At 73.9% G+C, this 22,305-nt stretch carries 22 protein-coding genes and 1 tRNA gene; 16 read left to right on the plus strand and 7 right to left on the minus strand.

Annotated features, from left to right (window positions below; all coding sequences use genetic code 11):
- Positions 1–119 precede the first annotated feature (119 nt).
- The 4 genes from ACJOT3_RS06460 (at position 120) to ACJOT3_RS06475 (ending at position 3,716) form a co-directional block, all read left to right on the plus strand.
- Entirely contained in the window at positions 120–1,778 is a 1,659-nt protein-coding gene (locus ACJOT3_RS06460) for a choice-of-anchor I family protein (protein WP_406969820.1), read from the plus strand.
- Between the two features lie 338 nt (positions 1,779–2,116).
- On the plus strand, positions 2,117–2,527 hold the full coding sequence (locus ACJOT3_RS06465; RefSeq protein ID WP_406969822.1) for a VOC family protein: 411 nt from the start codon (positions 2,117–2,119) through the stop codon (positions 2,525–2,527).
- Between the two features lie 65 nt (positions 2,528–2,592).
- Positions 2,593–3,090: a helix-turn-helix transcriptional regulator gene (locus ACJOT3_RS06470; RefSeq protein ID WP_406969824.1), complete on the plus strand. Its 498-nt coding sequence runs from the start codon at positions 2,593–2,595 to the stop codon at positions 3,088–3,090.
- A gap of 95 nt (positions 3,091–3,185) precedes the next feature.
- Complete coding sequence (locus ACJOT3_RS06475) at positions 3,186–3,716, plus strand: pyridoxamine 5'-phosphate oxidase family protein (protein WP_406969826.1); 531 nt, start codon at positions 3,186–3,188, stop codon at positions 3,714–3,716.
- On the opposite strand, the gene ACJOT3_RS06480 is transcribed toward ACJOT3_RS06475, so the two are convergent.
- Positions 3,703–4,941: a metal-dependent hydrolase family protein gene (locus tag ACJOT3_RS06480; protein WP_406969828.1), complete on the minus strand. Its 1,239-nt coding sequence runs from the start codon at positions 4,939–4,941 to the stop codon at positions 3,703–3,705. The two genes, ACJOT3_RS06475 and ACJOT3_RS06480, sit on opposite strands and share 14 nt — an antisense overlap.
- 227 nt (positions 4,942–5,168) lie before the next feature.
- Between ACJOT3_RS06480 and ACJOT3_RS06485 the strand changes: the two genes are divergently transcribed.
- The 4 genes from ACJOT3_RS06485 to ACJOT3_RS06500 all read left to right on the plus strand — a co-directional run bounded on the left by ACJOT3_RS06485 (position 5,169) and on the right by ACJOT3_RS06500 (position 7,837).
- Positions 5,169–5,795, plus strand: a complete 627-nt coding sequence (locus tag ACJOT3_RS06485) for a VOC family protein (protein ID WP_406969830.1) — start codon at positions 5,169–5,171, stop codon at positions 5,793–5,795.
- An 88-nt stretch (positions 5,796–5,883) separates the two neighbouring features.
- Positions 5,884–6,828 carry a DUF3592 domain-containing protein gene (locus ACJOT3_RS06490; protein ID WP_406969832.1) on the plus strand — a complete coding sequence of 315 codons (945 nt, stop codon included), beginning with the start codon at positions 5,884–5,886 and terminating at the stop codon, positions 6,826–6,828.
- A 137-nt stretch (positions 6,829–6,965) separates the two neighbouring features.
- Positions 6,966–7,041: transfer RNA gene (locus tag ACJOT3_RS06495), tRNA-Arg, on the plus strand.
- 136 nt (positions 7,042–7,177) lie between these two features.
- Positions 7,178–7,837 carry a DUF6518 family protein gene (locus tag ACJOT3_RS06500; RefSeq protein ID WP_406969834.1) on the plus strand — a complete coding sequence of 220 codons (660 nt, stop codon included), beginning with the start codon at positions 7,178–7,180 and terminating at the stop codon, positions 7,835–7,837.
- A gap of 25 nt (positions 7,838–7,862) precedes the next feature.
- Here the strand turns inward: ACJOT3_RS06500 and ACJOT3_RS06505 are convergent, their stop codons facing one another.
- Positions 7,863–9,113 carry an aspartate aminotransferase family protein gene (locus ACJOT3_RS06505; protein ID WP_406969836.1) on the minus strand — a complete coding sequence of 417 codons (1,251 nt, stop codon included), beginning with the start codon at positions 9,111–9,113 and terminating at the stop codon, positions 7,863–7,865.
- A 195-nt stretch (positions 9,114–9,308) separates the two neighbouring features.
- Here ACJOT3_RS06505 and ACJOT3_RS06510 point away from each other — a divergent pair, with 195 nt between their 5' ends.
- From ACJOT3_RS06510 to ACJOT3_RS06520, 3 genes are read left to right on the plus strand one after another with little or no spacing between them, the layout of a single operon-like run.
- Positions 9,309–10,772, plus strand: coding sequence for an NAD-dependent succinate-semialdehyde dehydrogenase (locus ACJOT3_RS06510; RefSeq protein ID WP_406969838.1), 1,464 nt, complete (start codon positions 9,309–9,311; stop codon positions 10,770–10,772).
- A 55-nt stretch (positions 10,773–10,827) separates the two neighbouring features.
- Entirely contained in the window at positions 10,828–11,175 is a 348-nt protein-coding gene (locus ACJOT3_RS06515) for a hypothetical protein (RefSeq protein ID WP_406969840.1), read from the plus strand.
- Entirely contained in the window at positions 11,168–11,380 is a 213-nt protein-coding gene (locus ACJOT3_RS06520; protein ID WP_406969842.1) for a hypothetical protein, read from the plus strand. The genes ACJOT3_RS06515 and ACJOT3_RS06520 overlap by 8 nt, the downstream gene beginning before the upstream one ends.
- Here the strand turns inward: ACJOT3_RS06520 and ACJOT3_RS06525 are convergent.
- From ACJOT3_RS06525 to ACJOT3_RS06540, 4 genes are read right to left on the minus strand one after another with little or no spacing between them, the layout of a single operon-like run.
- Positions 11,377–12,057, minus strand: a complete 681-nt coding sequence (locus tag ACJOT3_RS06525) for a GntR family transcriptional regulator (RefSeq protein WP_406969844.1) — start codon at positions 12,055–12,057, stop codon at positions 11,377–11,379. The two genes, ACJOT3_RS06520 and ACJOT3_RS06525, sit on opposite strands and share 4 nt — an antisense overlap.
- Before the next feature lie 58 nt (positions 12,058–12,115).
- The gene (locus ACJOT3_RS06530) at positions 12,116–12,868 is read right to left on the minus strand and encodes a maleate cis-trans isomerase family protein (RefSeq protein ID WP_406969846.1); all 753 of its coding nucleotides are present in this window, start codon (positions 12,866–12,868) and stop codon (positions 12,116–12,118) included.
- 34 nt (positions 12,869–12,902) lie between these two features.
- A complete protein-coding gene (locus ACJOT3_RS06535; RefSeq protein WP_406969848.1) occupies positions 12,903–13,673 on the minus strand; it encodes a maleate cis-trans isomerase family protein in 771 nt (256 codons plus the stop codon).
- Positions 13,674–13,725: 52 nt separating this feature from the next.
- Entirely contained in the window at positions 13,726–14,208 is a 483-nt protein-coding gene (locus ACJOT3_RS06540) for a DUF3830 family protein (protein ID WP_406969850.1), read from the minus strand.
- 314 nt (positions 14,209–14,522) lie between these two features.
- Between ACJOT3_RS06540 and ACJOT3_RS06545 the strand changes: the two genes are divergently transcribed.
- The 3 genes from ACJOT3_RS06545 to ACJOT3_RS06555 all read left to right on the plus strand — a co-directional run bounded on the left by ACJOT3_RS06545 (position 14,523) and on the right by ACJOT3_RS06555 (position 18,024).
- A complete protein-coding gene (locus ACJOT3_RS06545; protein WP_406969852.1) occupies positions 14,523–15,572 on the plus strand; it encodes a D-2-hydroxyacid dehydrogenase in 1,050 nt (349 codons plus the stop codon).
- The gene (locus ACJOT3_RS06550) at positions 15,569–17,047 is read left to right on the plus strand and encodes an amidase (RefSeq protein ID WP_406969854.1); all 1,479 of its coding nucleotides are present in this window, start codon (positions 15,569–15,571) and stop codon (positions 17,045–17,047) included. Before ACJOT3_RS06545 ends, ACJOT3_RS06550 begins: the two co-directional genes overlap by 4 nt.
- 305 nt (positions 17,048–17,352) lie before the next feature.
- Positions 17,353–18,024: a response regulator gene (locus ACJOT3_RS06555; protein WP_406969855.1), complete on the plus strand. Its 672-nt coding sequence runs from the start codon at positions 17,353–17,355 to the stop codon at positions 18,022–18,024.
- 54 nt (positions 18,025–18,078) lie between these two features.
- On the opposite strand, the gene ACJOT3_RS06560 is transcribed toward ACJOT3_RS06555, so the two are convergent.
- Entirely contained in the window at positions 18,079–19,824 is a 1,746-nt protein-coding gene (locus ACJOT3_RS06560; protein ID WP_406969856.1) for a GAF domain-containing sensor histidine kinase, read from the minus strand.
- A 325-nt stretch (positions 19,825–20,149) separates the two neighbouring features.
- Between ACJOT3_RS06560 and ACJOT3_RS06565 the strand changes: the two genes are divergently transcribed.
- Positions 20,150–20,983 (plus strand): hypothetical protein, encoded by an 834-nt coding sequence (locus ACJOT3_RS06565; protein WP_406969858.1) that lies wholly within the window; start codon positions 20,150–20,152, stop codon positions 20,981–20,983.
- 267 nt (positions 20,984–21,250) lie between these two features.
- Positions 21,251–22,305: hypothetical protein (locus ACJOT3_RS06570; protein ID WP_406969860.1), on the plus strand; the 1,055-nt coding region annotated here is incomplete at its 3' end.

Genomic DNA, 22,305 nt, shown 5'->3' on the forward strand with positions numbered 1-22,305 from the left:
CCGGCCCGCCCCACCAGGCCCCGACCCCCGGCGCTTCACCCGGGCGACACCGGCCGTTCGGGCGCACCTGGTTGGCTTCCGCGGGGCGCGTCCGCGCCCGTCCCCCGGAAGGAACCACCATGCGCAAGACCACGGCGGTGGCGGCGGCCCTGTCCGTCGCCCTCACCGGCGCGGCGGCGGCCCACGCCGACGAACGCGCCGACGGCGTCCCCCTCGCCCCGCTCGGCACCTACTCCACCGGCGCCTTCGACCAGGCGTCCGCCGAGATCGTCGCCCACGACCCGCGCTCCCAGCGCCTGTACGTGGTCAACGCCCTGGCAGCGACCGTCGAAGTCCTCGACATCTCCGACCCCACCGCCCCGGCCAAGCTCTTCGACCTGGTCACCCCGGGCATCCCGGCCGCCGACGGCTCCGTGGTGGAGGAGGGCGCCGTCGCCAACTCCGTCGCGGTCCACGGCGACATCGTGGCCGTCGCCGTGGAGGCCGCCGACCGCACCGACCCGGGCTGGGTGGTCTTCTACGACACCCGCGGCAACGCCCTCAACGCCGTGCGCGTGGGCGCCCTGCCCGACATGGCGGCCTTCACCCCGGACGGGCGCCTGCTCCTGGTCGCCAACGAGGGAGAGCCGAACGACGACTTCACGGTCGACCCCGAGGGCTCCGTCAGCGTCATCAAGGTGAACCGCCGCCCGGCCGCGCTCACCCAGCACGACGTGCGCACCGCCGACTTCCGCGCCTGGGACGGCGACCGCGAACTCCCCGACGGCGTCCGGGTGTTCGGCCCCGACCTGTCCACCGGCGAGCCGGGCACCCCGGGCCGGGTCGCCCGCAACCTGGAGCCCGAGTACATCGTCGCGGACTCCGCCTACAGCGCCCACGTGGTCCTCCAGGAGGCCAACGCGTTCGCGGTCGTCGACCTGCGCACCGCCGAGGTCACCGACATCGTCCCGTTCGGGTTCAAGGACCACCTGGAGCCCGGCAACGAGCTGGACCCCTCCGACCGCGACGGCGCCATCGACCTGCGCGGCGTCCCGGTGTACGGCATGTACCAGCCCGACGCCGTCGACTCCTACCGCCACCGCGGCCGTACCCTGCTGGTCACCGCCAACGAGGGCGACGTCCGCGACTGGGACGGCTACTCGGAGAGCGCCCGCGTCAAGGACCTCGAACTCTGCGCGGACTCCCCGCGCTTGCGGCCCTACCTCGACGCCAACGGCCTCACCGCCGCCGACCTCCAGCGCGACCAGGACCTGGGACGCCTGACGGTCTCCGCCGCCACCGGACTGCGCGAGGGGGCGGACTGCCACGACGAGCTGTACGCCTTCGGCGGCCGCTCCTTCTCGATCTTCTCCACCGACGGCGACCTGGTCTTCGACTCCGGCTCCGAGTTCGAGCGCATCCTCGCCGAGGAGAACCCGGAGTTCTTCAACTCCAACCACACCGAGAACAGCTTCGACACGCGCAGCGACGACAAGGGTCCCGAGCCCGAGGGCATCACCCTCGGCGAGGTCGGCGGCCGCGTCTACGCCTTCATCGGCCTGGAGCGGGTCGGCGGCATCATGATCTACGACGTCACCGACCCGGCCGGCGCCGCCTTCGTCGACTACGTGAACCACCGCGACTTCTCCGCGGAGGTCGGCACCCCCGGCGCCCTGGACCTGGGCCCGGAGGGCCTCAAGTTCATCCCGGCCGGGGACTCCCCGATCCCGGGCACACCGCTCCTGGCCGTCGCCAACGAGGTCTCCGGCACCACCACCCTCTTCCGCGTCGACCTCTGACCCCCGACCCCTGACCCCCGGCCCCGCCGGGTGCGGGCCGCCCCGGCCCCCACCCGGCGGGGTTCTGTGCCCCGGCCGCAATCGGCTCGCACCCGGCGGGGTTTCGCACCCTGGCCCGCGACCGGCTCGCACTCGGCGGCCTCCGTGTCCTGGCCCGCGACCGGCGGGGTTCCGCGTTCTGGCCCGCAATCGGCCCCCACCCGGCGGGGTTCTGCGCCCCGACCGCAATCGGCTCGCGACCGGCGGGTTCTGCGCCCCGGCCCGGCCTTCGCGGCCTGGCCCGCAACCGGTCAGGAATCGAGAAGCGCCACCCGGGGCCGCAGGCCTAGCCTGACGTCATGGACCTGACGATTCACACCACGGTGCTCCCGCACGACGACCCGGACGCCTCCCTGGCCTTCTACCGCGACGTCCTCGACTTCGAGGTCCGCAGCGATGTCGGCCAGGGCCGGATGCGCTGGATCACGGTCGGCCCGGCCGGTCAGCCCGGGACCTCGATCCTGCTGGCGCCCCCGGCCGCCGACCCCGGCATCAGCGACGACGAGCGCCGCACCATCGCCGAGATGATGGCCAAGGGCACCTACGGCTGGATCCTGCTGGCCACCCGCGACCTCGACGGCGTCTTCGACAAGGTGCAGGCCCGGAACGCCGAGGTCGTCCAGGAGCCCACCGAGCAGCCGTACGGCGTGCGCGACTGCGCCTTCCGCGACCCCGCCGGCAACCTGGTCCGCATCCAGGAGCTCCACTGAACCGGATCCGTTAATCCGTTTCCCGTTTCCCGTTGTCCTGGGGCCCTGATGAGAGGAGAGGCACCATGTGCCACCCCGAGTGGGCGCGCGCCCGCGCCCGGGCGCACCACCTGGACGACCTGGCCCGGCTGCGCCGCGTCCGGGACCGCATCGACCGCGAGTACGCCCGGCCGCTGAACGTCGAGGAGCTCGCCCGCGGCGCGCACATGTCGGCCGGCCACCTCGGCCGCCGGTTCCGGCAGGCCTACGGCGAGTCCCCGTACTCGTACCTGATGACCCGCCGCATCGAGCGCGCGGCGGCGCTGCTGCGCCACGGCGACCTGAGCGTCACCGAGGTCTGCTTCACGGTCGGCTGCTCCTCGCTGGGCACCTTCAGCACCCGCTTCACCGAGCTGTTCGGCATGTCCCCCAGCGCCTACCGGGCCGCCGCCCGGGAGTCCGTGCGGGGCCTGCCGCAGTGCGTGGCCAAGCAGGTCACCCGCCCGGTCCGCCGCCCCACGGCGGCTTCAGCGGCCGCGGCGGCCGTGGCACCGTCCCCGGCCACGACGCCGTCCCCGGCCTGACACCGGCCCCGGCCTGACACCGGCCGACACAGGCACGGAACGACACGACGGGCCCCTCCCGACGGAGGGGCCCACGACACGAGCGGAGGAGAACCATGGCGGACGCGCCGCCGCGCGGATTCGAGGACCGGCTGCGGGACACCCGCGCCAGGCTGGACGGCGACATCGACCTCTGGCTGGCCACGGCGGGGCAGGACGGCCCCCACCTCGTCCCGCTCTCCTACCTGTGGGACGGGGCCACGCTGCTGATCGCCACCTCCCGCACCTCGGCCACCGGCCGCAACCTGCTGGCCGACGGCCGGGTGCGGATCGCCCTGGGCGCCACCCGCGACGTCGTCATGGTCGACGGCACCGCCGTCCCGGTCGACCTCGCCGACCTGACGCCGGGTACGGGCGACGCGTTCGCGGAGCGGACCGGGTTCGACCCGCGCGAGCTCGACGGGTTCCAGTACTTCTCGGTCCGCCCGCGCCGCGTCCAGGCCTGGCGCGAGGTCGACGAGATGCCGGGGCGCACCCTCGTGCGCGACGGCGTCTGGCCGGACCGGGCCGAGACGGGGGACATCCAGACGGGGGACACCCAGGCCGGGAACGTCGAGGCCGGGGACCCCGCGCTCAGGAGCGGGTGAACGCCTCCGCCCCGTCCTTCCACACCTGCCGCACCAGCGACGGCAGCAGCGCCAGCTGCTCGGCGTCGGTGAGCTCCCCGTCGAGCACGACCGCGTCGGCGGCGTGCCCCGGTACCAGCCTGCCGACCCTCGCCCCCTGGATGAGCTCCCCGGCCACCGACGTGCTCGCCCGCAGCACGTCCACCAGGCCCATGCCCAGGTCGGCCAGCAGCGCCAGCTCCTGGAGGTTGGCCCCGTGCGGGCCCACCCCCGAGTCGGTGCCCATGGCCACCTTCACCCCGGCGGCGATCGCCTTGGCCACCGACTCCCGGTGCGTGTCCACCACCCGGTGGGCCTTGTCGATGACGGCCTGGGACAGCCCCGAACCCGGCAGCTGCGCCCGCTCGATCACCGCCAGCGGGGCGGCCAGCGTCGGCACGAGGTAGGCGTCCCTGTCGAGGAACAGCCCGATCGCCTCCTCGTCGAGGTAGATCCCGTGCTCGATCGAGCGCACCCCGGCCCGCAGGGCGCTCTTGATGCCCTCGCTGCCCTGCGCGTGCGCCATCACGTAGGTGCCCTGCGCCGCGGCCTCCTCCACGATCACGCGGATCTCGTCCTCGGTGAACTGGGAGTGCCGCGGGTCGTCGGCGGGCGAGAGCACCCCGCCCGTGGAGCAGATCTTGATCTGGTCGGCGCCCGCCCGCAGGATCGTGCGCACGGCCTTGCGCACCTCCTCGACGCCGTCGGCGACCCCGGAGGGGCGCCCGGGGTGCGGGGTCAGCATCGGGCTGTCGGCCCCGGACGGCAGCCGCGTGTCGCCGTGCCCGCCGGTCTGGCTCATGATCGTGACCGCGATCCGCAGCCGCGGCCCGGGGATCACCCCGGACTCGACGGCTACCTTGGCGCCCAGGTCGGTGCCGCCCGCGTCGCGCACCGTCGTCACCCCGGCCTCCAGCGTGCGCTTCAGATACGCGGCCGAGTTGTAGAACTGCAGCGAGAACGGCTCGGCGAACGCGTTGAGCGAACCCGCGTGCTGCGTCGTCATGTGCACGTGGAGGTCGATGATGCCGGGCACGACGGTCTTCCCGGTCGCGTCGACCAGGCGCGCGTCCGGGTGCTTCGCGGCCAGGTCCCGGCCGACTTCGAGCACGGTGTCCCCGGCGAACGCGACGTCCGCCCGCGGCAGGAAGCCCTCGCCGTCGAACACGCGGGCTCCGGAGATGATCACGGTGGCTGGTGTGGACATGTCTCTCCTTGCGCTCCCGCCGCATGCCAGGGGTCGCGCGCCCGGGTGCGACGGGGGTCACACGGACGGCGTGGACCCACGTTCTCGCACCGCCCCGCCCGGCCTGCACACAGGGGTGTCGAAAGCGGCCCCGGGAACCCCGGGAACCCCAGAGCCCCGGGAGCCCCGGCGCAACCGATCAGGAATCGAGAAGCGCCGGCGGGGGTCCGACTTCTAGCGTTGTGGTCATGACGAACATCGCTTCCATCACCCTCGACGCGACCGACACCGAGGCCGCCGACCGCTTCTACGCCACCGCCTTCGACCTGGGCGGCCCGGTCCGCACGCGCGCCACCGCCGAGCCCGCCACGGGCTTCCGCGGGTTCACCCTGTCGCTGATCACGTCCCAGCCCGCCGACGTCGACGTCCTCTTCGAGTCCGCGGTCGCCGCGGGCGCCACGGTCCTCAAGCCCGCCGCCAAGTCGATGTGGGGCTACGGCGGCATCGTCCAGGCCCCGGACGGGGCGATCTGGCAGCTGGCCACCTCCACCAAGAAGAACACCGGCCCGGCCACCGGGAAGGTGGACGAGGTCGTGCTCCTGCTGGGGGTCGAGGACGTGGCCGCCACCAAGAAGTTCTACGCCGGCCGCGGCCTGACCGTGTCCAAGAGCTTCGGCCGCTCCTACGCCGAGTTCGCCACCGAGCCGGGCTCGGTCAAGCTGTCGCTGTACCGGCGCCGCGCCCTCGCCAAGACCATCGGCGTCGACCCGCGGGGCGACGGCCCGCACGGGCTGCTGATCGGCGGCGGCATCGGGGCCTGCACCGACCCGGACGGCTTCGCCTGGGAGCCCGCCGCCGCAGCCCGCGCCTCCTGAACCGCGATGGGCCCGGTCCCAGACCGGGCCCGCGGCGGCCCCCGCCCCGGCTCTGGGCACCCGGGAGCCGTCCTGGTACAACACCAGAATGGACGACCGAATCGCCGTCAACCTGCTCCTCTTCGCCGTCATCGCGGTCCTGCTCCTCATCCTGGGCGCCCGCCGGACCGCGGCGGCGCTCGCGCGGCGCCGCCGGGAGCTGGAACTGGCCGAGAGCGGTGTCCTCGACCACGGGACCGTCACCGCCGTCCACCCGATGGACCGCGCCACGGGCCGGCACCGGCTGACGATCTCCCTCCGCGACCCCCAGGCGCGCACCTGGGAGGCCCGCGACGACTCGGGCACCGGCGGCTACCTGCTGGCGGAGGGCACCCCGGTCACGGTGGTGTACTCCCCGCGGGACCCCTGGAACATCCGGGTGGAGCGCGCGGCCTTCCCGGACCGCTCCCTGGGCGACTACCCCCTCCACCCGGGCGGCGGCCCCCGGCCGACCTCCCTGGCGGCGGCGCTGTCCCCCTTCCTGCTGAGCCTGGCCGCCCTCGCCGTCGCGGCCCCGGCCGTCGTGTTCGGGACCGACTCCGCGCTGGACCTGGTCCCGCTGCTCTTCCTGTTCCTGGGCCTGGCCCTGCTGGCCTGGTCCGCCTACTCCCTGATCACCGGCCGGAACTCCCGCCCCGCGTACAGCGCGTCCACCACCGGCGTGATCACCGACAGCTGGACCGAGACCAGACAGGTCCGCCGGGACGGCCGCACCAGGACCATCCGGTCCCACCCGTTCACGGTCCGTTTCCGAACCCACGACGGGCGCGAGGTCCACGTGCGCCACCCCTCCTCCAGCAGCTCCTTCACCCCGGCCCCGGGACAGCCGGTGCGCGTGGACTACGACCCCGCCCACCCGCCCCACTACTCCCTCCCCGACGGCCCGGCCCTCTCGGGCGCGTTGGTGTACCTGGTGCCGCTCATCGTGGGCGCGGTCTTCACCGTCGTGGGGGCGGTCCTGACGGCGGTGTTCCGGGCCGTCGACCCCTTCTGAGCCGGGGCCGCGGTGTTACACCCGGATGACGGGGGTCACACGCATAAATGGCGCGAAGCCACTCCGGCACCGTGATAGAGTCGGAGACGTCGCCAGGGAGGACACGGTCCGCCAGGGCGACGACAACTGAACAACCTGCACTCGTAGCTCAATGGATAGAGCATCTGACTACGGATCAGAAGGTTGGGGGTTCGAATCCTCCCGAGTGCGCCACCATGAGACAGTGGCATTACGGCCCTGAACAGCGGAAACGCGGTTCGGGGCCGTTCTGTTGCGTCCCGCGTTCCCGGCCGGCGCCCCTCGTCCGGGGCCGGGAACCGGGGGTCGGGCGAGACGCGATAGGTCGTGTATGAGCACCGAAACAGCGCCCGTGCAGGACACCGCCCCCGAACAGGCGTTTCCCCTGTGGGCCCTGCTCGTGCTGTCCGGGATCGGCGGCCTCATCGTCGGCATCGCCACCATGATCGCCCAGGGCCTGCTGCCCGACGCCGCGGCCTGGCTCGCCAACTCCGGGGCGGTCTGGGCGGCGGCGGCGTTCGCCGCCGGGGCGGCCGGGGCCGCCGCCCGCCCGTGGGCGTGCGCCGTGGCCGGGCTGCTCACCCAGTGGGGCGCGGTGCTCGGCTACTACGGCTTCACCTCGCTGCTGTGGCTGGGCGCCCAGGATCTGTGGGCCCCGCTGGTGTGGGCGGCCTTCGGCGCGCTGGCCGGGCCGCTGTTCGGGCTGGCCGGGGCCGTGTGGCGAAGCCGGGACGGCTGGTGGCGGGCGGGTGCGGTGGCCCTGCTCGGCGCGGTCCTGGCCGCCGAGGGCGTCTTCAAGCTCGTGAACTGGGAGCACTTCACGCACATGCTCGGGACGGCCTGGACCCAGGCGCTGCTGGGCCTGGCCGTCCCCCTGCTGCTGGGCGGGCGCGGGTGGGCGGACCGGGCGCGGGCGCTGGCGGTGTTCGCCGCGCTGGTCCCGCTCGGGCTCGGGGTGTTCGTGCTGGCCGACCTCGCGGTCGCCGCCTGACACCCGCCCCGGGTCGCCCGGCCCGCTACGCCGAGGCCTCGGCCACCGACGCCTCCCAGGCGGTCAGAGCCGCGTCGATCTGCTCCCCGTCGACGATGAGCGGCGGGATCATCCGCACCACGTTCCCCGCCGGGCCGCAGGTCAGCAGCAGCAGCCCGTGCCCGACCGCCGCCTGCTGGGCGCGCAGCGCCGCGGCGGCGTCCGGGCGGCCGTCGGTGGTGAACTCGCTGGCCAGCATCAGCCCCCGGCCGCGCACGTCCCCGATCAGAGGCGAGGTCTCCGCCACCTTCTCCAGCCCCTGGCGCAGCCGCTCGCCCATGCGCGCGGAGTTCTCCACCAGCCCCTCCTCCCGGATGACGTCGAGGGTGGCCAGCGCGGCGGCGCACGAGACCGCGTTGCCACCGTAGGTCCCGCCCTGGGAGCCGGGCCAGGCCTTGGCCATGACCGCCTCCGGCGCGGCGATCGCCGACAGCGGGAACCCGCTGGCCAGGCCCTTGGCGGTGATGACGATGTCGGGGACGACCCCGGACGGCTCGTGCCCCCAGAACGTTCCGGTGCGCCCGAACCCGGTCTGCACCTCGTCGGCGACCAGCAGGAACCCGTGCGTGTCCGCGCGCTCGCGCAGCCCCTGAAGGAAGGCGTCGGGCGCCGGCACGTACCCGCCCTCGCCCAGGACGGGCTCGATGAACACCGCCGCCGTGTCCCGCGGCGAGGTCACCGTGATGAGCAGCTCGTCGAACTCGCGCAGCGCGTACGCGACCGCCTCCTCCTCCGACAACCCCAGCCGGTAGGCGTACGGGAACGGGGCGACGACCACCCCGGGCACCAGCGGCCCGATGCCCGCCCGGATCTTGGTCCCGGACGTGGTGAGCGAGGCGGCGCCCATGGTCCGGCCGTGGAACGACCCCTGGAACACGATCGCGTTCTGCCGCCCGGTGGCCTGCCGGGCCAGCCGCAGCGCCGCCTCCACGGCCTCGCTGCCGGAGTTGACGTAGAACAGCCGGTCGATCCCGGCGGGCAGCACCTCGCCCAGGCGTTCGGTGAGCCGCAGCAGCGGGCGGTGCATCACGGTGGTGTACTGGCCGTGGATGAGCGTGGCCACCTGCTCCTGCGCCGCGGCCACCACCCGGGGGTGGCAGTGGCCGGTGCTCGTGACGCCGATGCCGGCGGTGAAGTCGAGATAGCGGCGGCCGTCCTCGTCGTAGATGTGGGCGCCCTCGCCTCGCGCCGCGACCACGGGGGTGGCCTGCTTGAGGACAGGGGAGAGCTCCGCCATGCGATGCCTCGATTCGTTGTCGCGCGTTTCCGTAGGATTGTTGACAATCGACACGGCTATGGAAACATCCGGTCCGTGGCGGTGTCCAGGGGACGCACGCCGGGCAGGTCTGACCCCAACGGTGCCGGCCCGCGCACGGCCGCGGGGCCGCACCATGTACGACCGGGACACGATGTACGACCGGGAGCGGTGAACATGTCGGATCGGGAAGCACGCGTCGTCGCACAGGTGGAGAAGCGCCTGTTCATCGGCGGGCAGTGGCGCGACGCGGCGTCGGGAGCGGACTTCGAGGTGGAGGACCCCTCCACCCGCGAGGTGCTCTGCAACGTCGCGGACGCGGGCAAGGAGGACGCGCTGGCCGCGCTGGATGCCGCGCACCGGGCCCAGCCGTCGTGGGCGCGCACGGCGCCGCGCGAACGCGGGGAGATCCTGCGCCGCGGCTACGAGCTGCTCATGGAGCGCCAGGAGGACCTGGCCGTCCTCATGACCCTGGAGATGGGCAAGCCGCTGGCCGAGGCGCGCGGCGAGATCGCCTACGCCGCCGAGTTCCTGCGCTGGTTCTCCGAGGAGGCGGTGCGCGTCGAGGGCGGGTTCGCCACCTCGCCCGACGGTAAATCGCGGTTCCTGATCATGCGCCAGGCCGTGGGGCCGTGCATGCTCATCACCCCGTGGAACTTCCCCATGGCGATGGGCACCCGCAAGATCGGCCCGGCCATCGCCGCGGGCTGCACCATGGTCCTCAAGCCCGCCCACCAGACACCGCTGTCGGCACTGGCCCTGGCGGGCATCCTCGCCGAGGCGGGCCTGCCCGAGGGGGTGCTGAGCGTCATCCCCACCACCGACCCGGGTGCGGTCACCGAGCCGCTGCTCAGCGACGGCCGCATCCGCAAGCTGTCCTTCACCGGCTCCACCGGCGTGGGCCGCCGCCTGCTGGAGCAGAGCGCGGGCCAGGTGCTGCGCACCTCCATGGAACTGGGCGGCAACGCGCCCTTCCTGGTGTTCGACGACGCCGACCTGGACGCGGCCGTGGACGGCGCCATGCTCGCCAAGATGCGCAACATCGGCGAGGCCTGTACGGCGGCCAACCGCATCTACGCCCAGTCGGGCATCGCCGAGGAGTTCTCCCGGCGCCTCAGCGAACGCATGGGCGCCCTGCGCCTGGGCCGCGGCCTGGACGACGGCGTGGACGTGGGCCCGCTCATCGACGACAAGGCCCGCCAGAAGGTGCAGCACCTGGTGGACGACGCCGTCGAACGCGGCGCCACCGTCCTGGTCGGCGGCGGCCCGGGCGACGGCCCCGGCCACTTCTACCGGCCGACGGTGCTGGCGAACGTTCCGTTCGCCAGCGAACTGTCCTCCACGGAGATCTTCGGCCCGGTCGCCCCGGTGCTCACCTTCGAGACCGAGGAGGAGGTGCTGCACGCCGCCAACGACACCGAGTTCGGCCTGGTCAGCTACCTCTACACCCGGGACCTCAACCGCGCCCTGCGGGTGAGCGAGGCCCTGGAGACCGGCATGGTCGGCCTCAACCAGGGCGTGGTCTCCAACCCGGCCGCCCCGTTCGGCGGCGTCAAGCACTCCGGCCTGGGCCGCGAGGGCGGCCGCGTCGGCATCGACGAGTTCCTCGAAACCAAGTACGTCGGCATCGGCGGCCTCTGACCCCGGGGGATCTTCGCGCCCGTGAAAGTTGTACAACTTCTCGTGCATTTGGATCATGAGCGCGAAGATCCCCACCGTCCTGGGCGTCGCCGAGACGCGCAACCGCCTGCCCGAACTCCTCGCCGAACTGGTCGAGGACCCCGAGCACGCCCCGATCGTGGTCGGTGCCTACCGCAGGCCGCAGGGGGTGCTCATCTCCCCGGCCGAGTACGAGCGCCTCATGGCCCTCGACGCCGCCGACCGGCTGCGCCGGGCGGAGGCGGCCGCGCCCGCCGGTGCGCGTGCGGAGGGCGGCGAACCGAGTGCCGAGGCCCGCCGCGACATGCGGGCCGTCGTCGACGGTGGGATGGACTTCGACGAGGCCCCGCGCCGCACCCTGGCGAGGTACCGCCGGGATGACTGACCCCTACCTCGACCCCGCCTCCGGCGCCCTGCGCAACCACCTGGGCATCGCCGACCCCGGCCGGCCCGCCCGCGAGGCGGGGTACCGCATCGCGTGGGAGCGGCCCGACGGCGCGCGCAACGACGAGGCGTCGGCGGCCAGCACGGCGCACGGGGACCGGGGGCCGCTGCGCGCCATGCCGGACGGCCTCGTCGAGCCCGCCTAGGGGGCGGGGGCGGGCGGGGCGGCGTCGTTGATGCGGGCGACGGTGTCGGTCATGTGGGTCCCGATGAGGTGGAGCAGCCGCTCCTCGGCGCCGTCGGCGATGGCGTCGAGGATGCGGCGGTGCTCCTCCAGCAGCTCGGCGGGCTCGGGGTAGACCTCCTGCATCACGGTGAGGCACATGCGGGTCTCCACCAGCAGGGTCTGCGCCATCCGCTCCAGGCGGCCGTTGCCGGAGCAGCTCACCAGGGTCCGGTGGAACTCCTGGTCGGCGTCGCTCATGGCCCTCCGGTCGCCGGTGGCGGCGGCCTCGGCCAGGCGCTGCACCGCCGGGGTGAGCCGGGCGACGGCCTCGCCCCGGTTGCCGCGCATGATCAGCTCGCAGGCGGTGCGCTCCACGGCCAGCCGGGCCACGTAGATGTCGCGCACGTCGTCCGGGGTGAGCTCGCGCACGAACAGCCCGCGGTGGCGTTCGCTGCGCAGCAGCCCCTCCTGGACCAGCCGCTGCATGGCCTCGCGCAGCGGGCCGCGGCTCACCCCCAGCCGCCCGGCCAGGTCGGCCTCGCCGAGCTGGTCCCCCGGAGCCAGCGAACCGTACATGATCGCCGAGCGCAGCTGCTCGGCGATCAGTTCGGCCGTGGACCTGCGGGGGACGGGGGTGAGTTGACCGTGGGCGGGCATCTTCCGCCTCCTTTTCGATGTTCTCGCCGACCTGCGGGCACGGGGACCGCCCGGAAGGTCAGACCTGCGGCAGCATACTCGCGACCTCGGCGGCCCCGGTACGGAACAGCGTCCCCGGGCCGTTCGCCCGCGGCCGGACGTCCCCGGCCAGCCGCAGCCCCTCCCAGATGCTCACCTGGTTGGCGGTCAGCACGGTCTTGCCGAGCAGCGCCTCCAGCGGCTCGATCAGGTGCGCGCTGTGCAGGGCGGTGTCCGGGACGAGCACGGCCCCCGCGCGCGGATGGTCGTTGGAGATGACGAAGTCGACGACCTCGTCCGGGTCGAGGTAGGCGACCTCCGCGGCGGTGGCGATGCCGTGGCTGGCCAGGGACACCACCTCGACCCCCGCCGCGGAGAGGAAGTCGACGAACCGGCCGGACACGTCCTCGGGGTAGGTCGCCGCGACCGCCACCCGCGGCACCCCCAGCCGGGTCAGGGCGTGCACGAACGCCCACGAGGTGCTCGACGCGGGAGTGCCCGCGATCCGCCGGATCCCCTCGACCTGGCGGCGCGCCCCCTCCCAGCCGAAGACGAAGCTCCCGCTGGTGCAGGCCCAGACGGTGGCGTCCACTCCCAGCGCCGCCGCCTCGCGCGCCCCCTCGGCGAGCACGTCCTCGCCGCCGATGTCGAGCAGCGCCTCCAGCCGGTGGGCGTCCTCGCGCATCAGCGTGTGGATCACGCGCAGTTCGACGTCGCCGCCGAGCAGGCCCTCGTAGGCCTTGTAGTCGCTCTCGGCGCTGTGCCCCGGGTAGAGGAATCCGACGCGGGTCATGGTGTCCTCCTCACTGTGGCTCCCCGCCACGGGTTCAGGCGGCGCTGCGCGCCGCGGTCTCCATCAGGCTCTGTCCGTGGGCCACCGGGTTCCGGCTGATGGCGCGCATCAGCGCCCACATGGTGACCTGGTTGGCGGTCACCACCGGTTTGCCCAGCTCCCGTTCGAGGGGGGCGATGATGTCGTAGGTGAGCATGTTGGTGCAGCTCACGAAGATCGCCTGGGCCTCGGGGCGGTCGGCCTCGTGGACGGCGCGGGCGATCACGTCGTAGGCGACGCGCCAGATGTGCTCCAGCAGTCCCAGCCCCACGCTGGAGGTCACCCCGATCCGGTGCTCGTCCAGGTAGCCCAGGAGGCGGTCGGTCACCTCGTCGACGTAGGGGGTGACGACCGCGACGCGTTGGGCGCCCAGGGCGGCCAGCGCGTCGATCAGCGCCCCGGAGGTGGTGACCGCGGCGGGCGCGCCGGCCGCGGTCATGGTCCGGCGCAGTTCCCGCTCGCCCGCGGCGCCGTGGACGAAGCTCCCCGAGGCGCACATGTAGCCGACCGCCGAGGGTTCGGGGGTGAGCAGGGTGCGGACCGCCGGGGTGATGCCCTCCGGCCGGCACAGGGCCGCCGCCTGGTCGACCGTCACCGGGACGTGGACGTAGGGCAGGCGCGTCATGTGCAGGGACACGTCGTCGGGCGTCCACCGCCACAGTTCGCGGTCGAGTGCGAAGTCGTAGGGCGCCACGATCCCCACCCCGGTCTGTAGCGGGGTCGGGCGGTCGGCCGCCGGACCTTCAAAGGGTTCCTGAACGAGCACGGGTCGCTCACCTCCTCGGTTCTCCTGTCGTGGTCCCGCCGCGCGGGAGCCGTCAGCGGTCCAGTCGTTCGTAGAGCAGGCGTTCGCCGACGCTGCCGGAGCGCCAGACGTCGTCGCACGCCTCGGCCATGGCGGGGAGGTTCTCCACGACGGTGGCGAACACGTTGCCGGGCACCCACCCGACGTCCCCGTTGAGCAGCAGGTTGTTGCGGCCGTAGAAGAGGGCGAGGTCGATGACCCCGGGCAGGTGGGAGATCCCCTTGTCCTCCTTGAAGGCGCGGTCGAGCATGCCCCCGTCGAAGGAGAAGTAGACGACGTCGCCGGGGATGGGCGTGACGGTGGGGTTCTCCTGGCCGGGTTCGACGGGCGCGAACCTCGGCACCATCGTGTAGACCTCGTTGCGCGCGTACTTGGCGTGCTGGACGGCGTCGCCCTGGGGCAGCGCGTCCCACACCGCAGCGCAGGTGCGCGGCGCGTCCTTTTCGAGGAGTTCTGCGACGCAGGAGACCCCGCGGCGGGGCAGGGTGATGCTCATGTACCTGGGCACTGGGGCGTGGGTCCCTTCGGTGACGGCCGGGCGACGGGGTCGGGACCGGCGGGACGGTGTCCGGGCGTCCGGGGCATCCCCGGTTGTTGATTGTCGACAATCTTACGATCAAGGGTTCCCCGTCACAAGAAGGGGCAGGGGAGGGGTGGGAGAACGTTCGCGGGCGCCCCGGAAAGCCCGGAGAACCCTGGTTTGTCGATTGTTGACAATCCCACGTCCGCTTTCTAGCGTGGCCGGTGCGGGGCCCGCCACATATCCCCGCCAGCGTGCTTCCCTGCCGCCGACCGGAGAGCGCAAGGCCCGTGAACAGTGCCGCCCCGTCCCCGCCCGACCGCCCCCGGCTGCTGATCCTGCACGGCGACGACCTGCCGCCGGGCCGGGAGCGCATCGACGGCCACCCGGGCCTGGGCGGGGTCGTCTACGCCACCGCCGACGACCTCTCCGCCAAGCTCCCGGGCACCCAGATCCTGCTCGTGTGGGACCTGTTCTCCGAGGCCCTGGCCGCCGCCTGGCCCAAGGCCGACGCCCTGACCTGGGTCCACGCGGCCACCGCCGGGGTCGACAACCTCATGTTCCCCGCCCTGGTCGAGTCCGACGTCGTGGTCACCAACTCGCGCGGGATCTTCGAGCAGCCCATCGCCGAATACGTCCTGGGCCTGGTCATCGCCTACGCCAAGGACTTCCACCGCACCTGGGAGTTCCAGCGCGAACGCCGCTGGGAGCACCGCGAGACCGCGCGGGTGGCCGGCTCGCGCGCGCTCATCGTCGGCACCGGTCCCATCGCCCGCGCCATCGCCCGCCTGCTCACCGCCGTGGGAGTGGAGGTGCGGGCCTCGGGCAGCCGCGCCCGCACCGGCGACCCCGACTTCGGCGACGTGGTGCTCTCCAGCACCGCCGAGCGCGGGCCGCAGGGGGAGCCGACCCTGTTCGGCGAGCTCCCGGCGGCCGACCACGTGATCATCGCCGCCCCGCTCACCGACGCCACCCGCGGCCTGGTCGACCGCACCTTCCTGGACCTGATGAAGCCGACCGCCCGGCTCGTCAACGTGGCCCGCGGCCCCATCGTCGACCAGCAGGACCTGGTCGTCGCCCTGGACTCCGGAGCCATCGCCGGGGCCGCGCTGGACGTGTTCGAGCGCGAACCCCTCAAGGCCATCAACCCGCTGTGGGGGCTGCCGGGCTCGGTGGTCTCCCCGCACATGGCGGGGGACGTGGTCGGCTGGCGGGAGGAGCTGGTCGACCTGTTCCTGGACGAGCTCTCCCGTCATCTCGACGGGCGCGAACCGCGCAACGTCGTCGACAAACGCCGGGGCTACGTGCCCGGCCGACCCCCTTCCGGGAGGCCGAAGTGACGATCCGTTCCGACTCGACCGCCGCGGACGCCCCGGCGCCCGCCGACCCCGCCGCGCCCACCGCCCCGGTGGCCGACCCCTCCGCCGCGTCGGCCGAGGAGCTCCTGGCCGCCTACGCCGCCGGGGACTCCTCCCCGGTCGAGGCGGTCGAGGAGGCCCTGGCCCGCATCGAGCGGACCGACCACGTCCTCAACGCCTTCTGCCTGGTCCTGGCCGAGGAGGCCCGCGCCGCCGCCCGGGAGTCCGCCGCCCGCTGGGAACGCGGAGAACCCCTGGGCCCGCTCGACGGGGTGCCCGTCGCCGTCAAGGACGTCCACCTGCTGCGCGGCCACCCCACCCTCAAGGGCTCCCTGACCTCCCCGCGCACCGGCGCCTGGGCCGAGGACTCCCCGGCGGTCGCCCGGCTGCGGGAGGCGGGCGCGGTCTTCGTCGGCAAGACCACCACCCCCGAGCTGGCCTGGAAGGCCGTCACCGACTCCCCGCTCACCGGCGTCACCCGCAACCCGTGGGACCCGGCGACCACCCCGGGCGGGTCCAGCGGCGGTTCGGCCGCCGCGGTCGCCGCCGGGGCGGTCCCGATGGCCACCGGCACCGACGGCGGCGGCTCCATCCGCATCCCGGCCTCGTTCAGCGGGATCGTCGGCATCAAGCCCACCTGGGGCCTGGTCCCGCACTTCCCGGCCAGCCCCTTCGGCTCGCTGGCGCACACCGGGCCGATGACCCGCACCGTCGGCGACACCGCGCTCATGCTGGAGGCCATGACCGGTCCCGACCCCCGGGACTGGGCGGCGCTGGCCCCGCCGCAGCCGGGCCTGGCCGACGTGCGCCTGCGCACCGACCCCGAGGACCTGGTGCGCGGGCTGCGCATCGCGTTCTCCCCGACCCTGGGCGGGCTCGCGGTGGACCCGGAGGTGGCCGCGGCCGTCGCCGCGGCCGCCGACATCCTGGCCGACCTGGGCGCGCACGTGACGGAGGCCGACCCCGGGCTGCCCGACGCCCGGCCGGAGTTCCACGTGCTGTGGTACTCGGGCGCGGCCAAGGCCACCGAACGCGTCACCGGCGCCGACCGCGACCTGTTCGACCCCGGGCTGGCGGAGATCGTCGCGGAGGGGCTGACCTACTCGGCGCAGGACTACCTGACGGCGATGGCGCTGCGCATGGAGATGGGCGCCCGGATGGGCCGCTTCCACACCGAGTACGACCTGCTGCTCACCCCGGCGGCGCCGTTCGGCGCGTTCGAGGCGGGACGGGAGTGCCCGCCGGGGCTGGAGGGGGAGCGGTGGACGGTGTGGGCGGGGTTCAGCCACCCGTTCAACATGACCCAGCAGCCGGCGGCGAGCGTGCCGTGCGGGTTCACGTCCGAGGGGCTGCCGGTGGGGCTCCAGGTGGTGGGGCCGCGCCACGCGGACGCCCGGGTGCTGGCGGCCTGCCGGGCGCTGGAGCTGGCGCGCCCGTGGGCGGGGGTCCGTCCCTGAAGCCGGTCCGGGCCCGCCCTCGACCTGGTGCGAGCCCGTCCCCGGCCACGGTTCGGGGCCGCCCATGAGCCCGGTTCGGGCCCGTCCCCGAACCCGGATATCGGACCCTGGGCCCGGGCCCCCGAGCCGACCGATCTCAGAGTTTTCGCCCGGATCTTGGGTGATATGTCGTATGCAGGACCTTTGTCTGACGAGTTCTGTGTCATATGGCCCCCGCGCGCCCCCTCGCACGTACTACCGTCTATGCCGGAGACGTGTCCGAGGCGCGGCGACGCAGGGATGGCACAGGGATGAGGATGAGCGGCATGTCGGGCGGTGGAACCGGGGGCGTTCACAAGCCCATCAGGGTGTTCCTGGTGGACGACCACGAGGTGGTCCGGCGCGGGGTCGCCGCACTCCTGGAGACCGAGGACGACATGACCGTCGTCGGCGAGGCGGGCACGGCCGAACAGGCGCTGGCCCGCATCCCGGTCGTGGTCCCCGACGTCGCGGTCCTGGACGTGCGCCTGCCCGGCGGTTCCGGTGTCCAGGTGTGCCGGGAGATCCGCTCCGACCACCCCGAGATCGCCTGCCTCATGCTCACCTCGTTCGCCGACGAGGACGCCCTGTACGACGCCGTCATGGCCGGCGCCGCCGGGTACGTGCTCAAGCAGATCCACGGCGCCGACCTCGTGGGGGCCGTGCGCACCGTCGCCTCCGGCGGATCCCTGCTCGACTCCGGCAGCACCGGCGCCATGATGGAGCGCCTGCGCGGCGCCCAGGCCGAGCCCGACCCGCTGGCCGAGCTCACCCCGCAGGAGCGCCAGATCCTCGACCTCATCGGCGAGGGCATGACCAACCGCCAGATCGGCGAGCGCCTCTACCTGGCGGAGAAGACCGTCAAGAACTACGTGTCGGCGCTGCTGTCCAAGCTCGACCTCAAGCGCCGCACCCAGGCCGCGGTCCTGGTCGCCGAGCTCCGCGGCCGCCGCTACTAGCCGCGCCCCCGCGCCCCCGGGCGCCCCTCCACGGCCCCGTGCCCGCCGACGTCTCTAGTAGGTGTCGAACGGCGGCGTCCCGTCGTCGGGTACCGGCACCTTCCAGGTGAGCACCGTCCCACCGGTCTCCCCCCGCCGCGCGGAGAACCCGCCGCCCAGCGCCCGCGCCCGCTCGTCCATGTTGCGCAGCCCGCTGCGCCGCCCCTCCTCGGGCAGCCCCACCCCGTTGTCGGTGACGGTCAGCGCCAGCGTGGTGTGCCGTCCGGTCGTCGCCGTCTCCTCCACCGCCACCGACACGTGCACCTCCGAGGCGCGGGCGTGCCGGGCCACGTTGCTCAGCGCCTCCCCGAGCACCGCCAGCAGCTGCTCGCCGACCTCGTCGGGGACCGAGGCGTCGATCGGCCCGTCCAGGCTCACCCCCGGGTGGCAGCCCAGGCTGTGCGCGGTGTTCTCGGCCAGCTTGAGGATGCGCCCGCGCAGCGAGGTGTCCTGGCGGCTGGGCGGGTTCTGGAGCGCGAAGATCGTCGAGCGGATCTCCCGGATGGTGGCGTCCAGCTCGTCTATGGTGCGCTGCACCCGCTCGGCCGCCTCCTGCGAGGAGATCAGCCGCATCGTGCTCATCAGCGTCATCGCCGACGCGAACAGCCGCTGGATGACCACGTCGTGCAGGTCCTTGGCGATCCGGTCGCGCTCCTCCAGCACCACCAGGCGCTCGGTGTCGTGCCGGGCCTCGGCCAGCTCCAGCGCGATGCCCGCCTGCACGGAGAACGAGTGCAGCATGCGCCGTATCGCCGACGGGAACGGCGCCCGCTCCGACACCTTGCCCAGCAGCAGCACGCCACGCGTGTTGCCCGGGGTGCCCAGCGGCACCAGCAGTCCCGGGCCGTAACCGCGGTGGGTGAGCATCGGGCATTCGGCCTGGCGCAGGTCGGCGATGCTTATCGGCTCGCCCGACTCGTACACCTGCCCGCAGGCCGAACCGTGCATCTCCACCGGGGTGCCCAGGATCTCCTGCGCGATGGGGCCGTCCGCTATCTCGGCGAACAGGTGCCCCCGGGCACGCGGGTCCGGCAGCAGCACCACCGCGGTGTCGGCCCCGCCGATCTCACGGGCCTGCGCGGCCAGGTAGGCCAGCACCTCGTCGGTGGCGGCGCCCGACAGCAGGCGCGTGGTGATCTCGGTGGAGGCGGCCAGCCAGCGTTCGCGCAGCCGCGCCTCCTCGTACAGGCGCGCGTTCTCGATGGCGACCCCGGCGGCGGTGGCCAGGGCGGTGACCACGGCCTCGTCCTCCTCGTCGAACACCCCGCCGTCGGTCTTCTCGGTGAGGTAGAGGTTGCCGAACACCTCGTCCCGGACCTGGATCGGCACCCCGAGGAAGGTGGACATCTGCGGGTGGCCCTCGGGGAACCCGCCGAAGTCGGGGTGGTCGCGCAGGTCCGACAGCCGCAGCGGGGCGCGGCCGAACAGCGGGGCCGCCAGGACCCCCTTGCCGTGCGGGAACCGGGCGATGTGCTCGGCCTGCTCGCGGGTGATGCCCACGGGGATGAACTCGCTGAAGCCGCCGTCCTCGTCGACGACCCCCAGTCCCGCGTACCGGGCGCCGACCAGCTGGGCGGCCATCTCGGTGAGCCTGCGCAGCACGGTCGCCAGGTCGAGGTCGCCGCCGATGGTCAGCACGGCCTGGAGCAGGGAGCGCATCCGGGCCTGGTCGGACATGCCGTGGTGCAGGCCCTGCACATCGGTGAGGAGGTCTTCGAGGGAGTCGGGGGACAGCCGGGGGCTCTGGGGGAGCTCGGTCATGTGTCGGTCAACCTCCGCAGAGCCGGTCGGGCGGTCTCGCAATGCGCGCTTTTCCTCGGGCGTATATAGGTGAATTGTCGTTGTTTTTTTCCTGATTTGCCACATCTGCCGGGGGAGAGGGGATCCCACCTGGAAGGGAATTCCCAGGGAAACGCTCCGTGGTCCCTCCATTGCATGCTAACGTCGCTCTCGTTCGGCGCAGGAGGGATCCGAGATCCCCGCGTTCGATACCTCCGACCGGCCCCGCTGCACGCGGCGCCCCGCACCGGTGGCCCCCGCCCCGGTCGCGACCAAGACCTCCCGATCCACGGCGGAAGGACCCCCGGTGTTCACAGCCCACGGTAGTGCGAGCGCCAGCGGCGCCCGTACCGCCGTGTGCCCCGCACCGGTCCGCCGGGCGCTGCTGCTCCTGGGCCTCATGGCCGGTGCGCTGTGCGCCCTGTGGCTGGCCGGGGCCGCCCCGGCCGGGGCGGCCGAGGGACCGGGCGCCGATCTCGCGGTGCCCGCCCGGGCCCTGGACCACAACGCGGTCGCCGACCTGGGCACCCCGCTGGCCGACACCGTCGCCACCGTGGGCACCGGGGTCGACCGGGCGCGCCAGGCGCTGGAGGAGCCCGCCGCCGCGCAGGCCCCCGCCGCGCCCGAGGACGTGGCCCGCCACCTCGACGAGGCCGTGCGCCAGGTCGTCACCGCGCCCGTCGCGGAGACGGCCCCGCTGCCCGGGTTCTCCGGGCTGCCCGAGATCACTCTGCCCGAGCCCGTTCCGGGCGTCGAGCGGCCCGGGGAGGACGCCCCGCGTCCGCAGGACCCGGCCGTCGCGGACGTGCCGGCCGAGGCCGCCGCGTTCGACGCCTTCGACGTGGCCGCGGCGGACACCGTGACGGCCGCCCCGGCCGCCGAGCGGCGTTCCGCCGCCGACACCGGGACCGCCGCCGTCACCGACACCGCGGTCGCCCCGGCCCCGTCGGCCCCGGGCACCACCGCCACCGCCCCGGCGGCCCCCGCAGGGTCCGCCGCCCAGGGCGGCGGGCTCATCGCGGGCTACCTGCCCGCCCCCGGGGCACCGACCCCGGCCCCCGGCCTGCTCCAGGCCGCCTGGCACGTCCTGCGCTCGGTCCCGGCCGAGCCCAGCGACGAGCCCACCTTCTCGCCCGACTAGCGCGGCGTTCCCCGGTCGTCCACCGACCGGTCTCCTGGCACACCTTCCCAGCCGCGGAACGCCCGAGTCCTCTACTCCGAGTGATCGCTTCCGCACCCTCTGGGGGTTGATGTGAGCCGCGCACCCGAACGCGGGGTTCACATCAGTCGACGGCCCGCCAGGTCGCCCGCTGAGAAACCGAGCACCTCCCTCCTGGCCAGGGGAGTGGCTCCCCGAACAGAGACAGACTCACGAGCCGCCCAGCGCGGCCACCCCGGAAGGACACTCATGAACACCACCGCCCGCACTTCAGCCAAGACCCTGCTGCTGGCAGCCGGCGCGGCGGGATTCATCGCCTTCGGCTCCGGGTTCTCCTGGGCCGACACCCTCGGCGGTGTGACCGACGGCCTTCCCCTGAACGACCTGGGCGGCCAGGTGCCCGCGGTCCTGACCGACGGCATCGGCTCCCCGGTCGGCGACCTGGCCAGCGTCCAGCCGGGCACGATCTCCGCGGCCCCCGACGTGCAGCACAACTCCGCCCCGACCGGCGGGCTCACCGACGGGCTGCCCGTCGAGGCCCCAGTGGCCCTGGACGGCAACAGCACCGACGTCGGCCTGGACACGGTCACCGGCGCCCTGCCGGTGGGTGCCCTGCCGGTGGACGCCCCGACCGTCCCGCAGAGCGGCGCGCTCGACCCGGTGAGCGGTCTGGTCGGCGGGCTCGGCCTGCTGGACTCGGTCGGCCTGAGCACCGGCGGCGGCACCCTGCCGCTGAGCCACCCCGCGCAGACCCCGCTGCCCGTGGAGAACACGGTCGCGCAGGTCGAGGGCGCCGTGACCGAGCTGGGCGCCCACGAGGCCGCCGCCGGCCTGACCGAGCTGGACGCGGCCTCCCTCGGCGAGGTCGTCCCCATGAACGACGCGGTGCTGCCGGTCACCGGACAGAACACCGACATCAGCGGCGGCGCCGCGGGCATCGCCTACGACCTGCTCCTGGGCGAGACCGCCGGAACCCTGCCGCAGACCGCCCCGGCCGACGCGCTGCCCGAGCTGCCGGTGGCCCTGCCCACCGAGGTGCTGCCGCAGGCCGACGCCGTGGACACGCTGCCGGAGCTGCCGGTGGTCCTGCCCGGCGAGCAGCTGCCCAGCGACGCGCTGTCGGCGGAGGTCCTGCCGCAGGCGGCGCCGGTGGACTCCCTGGTGGAGATCCCCGTCGCGCTGCCCGTCGACTCCCTGCCCACCGGGCAGCTGCCCACCGAGGTGCTGCCGCAGGCCGCGGCCACCGACACCCTGCCCGAGCTGCCCGTCGCCGTGCCCGCCCTCGGCGACGTGACCTCGACCCT

Origin of the sequence: Nocardiopsis protaetiae (assembly GCF_045446735.1) — a bacterium.
GTDB lineage: Bacteria > Actinomycetota > Actinomycetes > Streptosporangiales > Streptosporangiaceae > Nocardiopsis > Nocardiopsis protaetiae.

Bases quoted from the DNA above. Each gene is read 5' to 3' on its own strand.
- ACJOT3_RS06500 (WP_406969834.1), top strand. From the start codon at position 7,178: ATGAGCACCGAAACAGCGCCCGTGCAGGACACCGCCCCCGAACAGGCG.
- ACJOT3_RS06560 (WP_406969856.1), bottom strand. From the start codon at position 19,824: ATGACCGAGCTCCCCCAGAGCCCCCGGCTGTCCCCCGACTCCCTCGAA.
- ACJOT3_RS06490 (WP_406969832.1), top strand. From the start codon at position 5,884: ATGGACGACCGAATCGCCGTCAACCTGCTCCTCTTCGCCGTCATCGCG.
- ACJOT3_RS06505 (WP_406969836.1), bottom strand. From the start codon at position 9,113: ATGGCGGAGCTCTCCCCTGTCCTCAAGCAGGCCACCCCCGTGGTCGCG.
- ACJOT3_RS06515 (WP_406969840.1), top strand. From the start codon at position 10,828: ATGAGCGCGAAGATCCCCACCGTCCTGGGCGTCGCCGAGACGCGCAAC.
- ACJOT3_RS06460 (WP_406969820.1), top strand. From the start codon at position 120: ATGCGCAAGACCACGGCGGTGGCGGCGGCCCTGTCCGTCGCCCTCACC.
- ACJOT3_RS06540 (WP_406969850.1), bottom strand. From the start codon at position 14,208: ATGAGCATCACCCTGCCCCGCCGCGGGGTCTCCTGCGTCGCAGAACTC.
- ACJOT3_RS06555 (WP_406969855.1), top strand. From the start codon at position 17,353: ATGTCGGGCGGTGGAACCGGGGGCGTTCACAAGCCCATCAGGGTGTTC.
- ACJOT3_RS06510 (WP_406969838.1), top strand. From the start codon at position 9,309: ATGTCGGATCGGGAAGCACGCGTCGTCGCACAGGTGGAGAAGCGCCTG.
- ACJOT3_RS06475 (WP_406969826.1), top strand. From the start codon at position 3,186: ATGGCGGACGCGCCGCCGCGCGGATTCGAGGACCGGCTGCGGGACACC.
- ACJOT3_RS06520 (WP_406969842.1), top strand. From the start codon at position 11,168: ATGACTGACCCCTACCTCGACCCCGCCTCCGGCGCCCTGCGCAACCAC.
- ACJOT3_RS06480 (WP_406969828.1), bottom strand. From the start codon at position 4,941: ATGTCCACACCAGCCACCGTGATCATCTCCGGAGCCCGCGTGTTCGAC.
- ACJOT3_RS06485 (WP_406969830.1), top strand. From the start codon at position 5,169: ATGACGAACATCGCTTCCATCACCCTCGACGCGACCGACACCGAGGCC.
- ACJOT3_RS06465 (WP_406969822.1), top strand. From the start codon at position 2,117: ATGGACCTGACGATTCACACCACGGTGCTCCCGCACGACGACCCGGAC.
- ACJOT3_RS06470 (WP_406969824.1), top strand. From the start codon at position 2,593: ATGTGCCACCCCGAGTGGGCGCGCGCCCGCGCCCGGGCGCACCACCTG.
- ACJOT3_RS06530 (WP_406969846.1), bottom strand. From the start codon at position 12,868: ATGACCCGCGTCGGATTCCTCTACCCGGGGCACAGCGCCGAGAGCGAC.
- ACJOT3_RS06525 (WP_406969844.1), bottom strand. From the start codon at position 12,057: ATGCCCGCCCACGGTCAACTCACCCCCGTCCCCCGCAGGTCCACGGCC.